Source organism: Listeria fleischmannii subsp. fleischmannii LU2006-1 (assembly GCF_000344175.1).
Classification (GTDB): domain Bacteria; phylum Bacillota; class Bacilli; order Lactobacillales; family Listeriaceae; genus Listeria; species Listeria fleischmannii.
In genome coordinates this window covers 1-3,120 of the sequence record NZ_ALWW01000079.1, presented here as the reverse complement: position 1 = coordinate 3,120, position 3,120 = coordinate 1, and the positions used below count along the sequence as shown (strand labels likewise).

The window sequence follows — 3,120 nt, the reverse complement described above, 5'->3', positions numbered from 1 at the left end:
TTTGGGAACCATTGCACATGCAGAACGAAATGCTGTTATTTTACAAGGATGTCAAGGAATTACAATTAGAGAGTGTGCTTTTACACAAGTCTCAAAAGCAGCTATCTTAATACAAAGAGGTGTTTATGGGAAACAAATAGATTCTAAATATCATTTTATTCAAAGTAATACATTTGAAGAGATAACAGAGACAGGTATTACACTTGATGGTGGTGCTGGAGGATTTGCAGGTGGTAAAAGGGAAGGCGTTAGCCAAATTACAATTTCTGAAAATCGATTTTTAGGTAATAGTACACCGCGATATGATTATTGGATGGATAATTGTAATTTAATTGTTATTAAGGATCGTGCAAAAGTATATATTGGACATAATGCGACAAATTCAACCATTCATGCTGTGGATTTAAACAATTCTAGTAACGATTATAAAATAACAGATAATGGCAAACGCACAACTATTATGGGTAAGGAATATGAGTATGAAAACGGACATCTGATGAATTATGATGCCTACACTTTCCATACAAGGTTAAAAGCAGATCGCCTAACAATTCCAATTATTGATAAAGATGATTTATACCAAAGTGATCGGAAAGTAACGGAAGGTGATATTGCACTAGTTAAGGTAGAAAATGAAGTAGAAAAGAAAATTGCAGTTCTTAGAAGCGCAGCAAGTGGTTCGCTGAAGTGGACATATATCGACGGAGGAGATATTTTTTCAGGTGGTATTAGAAACGTGAACGAATATTGGCCAGGTGATAGGAAAGTAACTGGTAGTTTTGAAGGCGATGTAGAATTATTTAAGGTCACTGCAAGTTTTTCAGATAAGCCCGATTTAGTTCAAACAGGGGGTCGATTACTCGAAAATAATGCTTTTGAAATTGATTTTTCTGTTGCTGATTTTTCAAAATGCACTAGCATGGTGATTCAGGCATTTGATATTGCTAGAAATTTATTAAATGAACGAGAAGTACCTATTTTTTCTAGAAAACCAGGACAAATTATGGAAATTAGTAACCATTATATTCGAAATACTATCATCTATGGTTCTTTGTTAGGAGATATTAAAAAATTCCGCTTGTTAGGAGAAACAGCAGATGGAGTGGTTACTGAAATCTCCCTTGGAGGTACAGTTGATACTGTAAAAGGAACTTTCCAATACTATCTCAATCAGCCAACTTCTTTTTACGAAAATCATACACTATTTATTGAACCTCTGGATGAGTATGGTATAGTTTCTGGGGAACGCGTTAGAGTTCCTGTCGTTGCAGAAGGCAATCTTTCAGTAGCGACATTTAAAAGAGGAGACAGAAATCTTACTGGAACATTTGAAAATATTCACAGATTAGAACTATTTGTTGCTAGTACTAATACAGTGACACGAGGAGGTACATTAGTAGCTGATGAAAACTACCAAATAAAGGTACGTTCAGCTTTTATGCTATTAGTGTTATTCCAAACATTGATAAGAGTAACGAATATTATTTAAGAGGTTATGATGCCAAAAATAATAAAATAGCAGAGGTGGATTTGTTCCTAAGAAAGGAATAGGCTAAGAAATGGCTAAAGTAAAAAACTACATGGTCCAGAATATAGGCATAGGAATAGGAATGCAAATACTATACCTTGTTGTTTCATTTGGAATTCGAACAATTTTTATTCCAAATTCTAGGAAAAGAAATTTTAGGATTGGATCGACTTTTTACAAATATTATCACATTAATTTCTTTTGCAGAGCTTGGCATAGGGGAAGCGATTATTTTTCAAATCTATTCCCCTCTTGTGAAGAAGAATAATCAAAAAGTGAGAGACTTCCTTCTTTTTTATCGTAAAATATACCGATATATTGGGAGCATCATTATGCTACTAGGAGTGCTTCTCTTACCTGTAGTATGGAATTTTTCTTTATTAGGCTCAGCGAATAACGGCGAAGTATCTATCATTTATTTATTATATGTGGCAAACGCCGGAGTTAGTTACTTTTTTGTATATAGAAAAGCATTATTTTTTGTTACACAGAAAGAGTATATCAATGTAATGTTTAAACAAGGTGGATTTTGCATTCAATCTTTGCTTCAAGGAATATATTTATTTCAAACACACGATTTAATTGGTTATTTAGTTATTCAATTAGTTTGCATGCTTGCTTTTAATTGGATTCAATCCTATTATGCTTATAAAAGTTATCCTGAATTTTTAAAAGGAAAGCCAGAAAAATTAAGTACGGAAGAAATAAGTTCTATTAAAAAAAATATGCAAGGAATCGTACTTTATATGGCTGGGGGGTACCTTATTACTGGAACCGAAAGTATTTTTATCACAGCCTTTATAGGACTATCTACAGCAGGAGTTTATGCTAACTATACGCTTATTATAAATGCAGTTGTTAGCATTCTTGCTAGAGCTATGCGAGGTTTAATTGGCAGTATTGGACAAATAACAGCTCGAGAAAATAAAGAAGAGGCATTTAAGCTCTTCAAAAAAATCTATAAAACTACAATTTTAGTTTATTTCTTCATTAGTTTAGGCCTCATCTTATTGCTGAATCCTTTTATAAAGATTTGGCTGGGATCAAATTATTTGCTTGGGCAACAGGTTGTACTTATCATAGCATTACAATTTTTTGTTACAGGGTTGCAGTACCCCTCTTATTTATTCCGAACGGCTCTTGGGCTTTATCAAAAAGGGAAATGGTCTCCCGTTATTTTGATGACCGTATACTTGCTAGGATCATTTTTACTTATACCTAAGTTTGGAGTAGTTGGGAGTGCTTTGAGTATTGCGATAGGTAGATTAATGAGTACTACTTGGGTTGATCCATTTCTTGTTTTTAAATCATATTTTAATAAAAGTTGTTTTCGATTTATTTTAAGACAATATGTTATAATCATTTGTTTTATCATTTTAGAGATTATTTTATATTTTCTTTTTTACTAAATTAGAATAAAGCAAGCCCACTTTGTATTCAAAGTGGGCTTGTGCTAATTATTTCGAATTCACTGGAATATAAATCGTAAATTTATCCTCTACGTAAATCCTTCTAAAGTTTGAAGTTGCCAGACTAAGTCATATTGTCCGCCTTTGCATGACTTCACCGTAAGTTTGACCGATAAAATTATC

Annotated in this window: 2 protein-coding genes; both read left to right on the top strand. The window is 33.0% G+C overall.

The annotated features are described in order from the left end of the window. A partial coding sequence (locus tag LFLEISCH_RS15440; RefSeq protein WP_159099781.1) for a right-handed parallel beta-helix repeat-containing protein occupies nucleotides 1-1,489 on the top strand: 1,489 nt, incomplete at its 5' end. 149 nt (nucleotides 1,490-1,638) lie between these two features. Beyond that, on the top strand, nucleotides 1,639-2,937 hold the full coding sequence (locus LFLEISCH_RS14230) for an MATE family efflux transporter (protein ID WP_040504905.1): 1,299 nt from the start codon (nucleotides 1,639-1,641) through the stop codon (nucleotides 2,935-2,937). The last annotated feature ends 183 nt before the right edge of the window (nucleotides 2,938-3,120 follow it).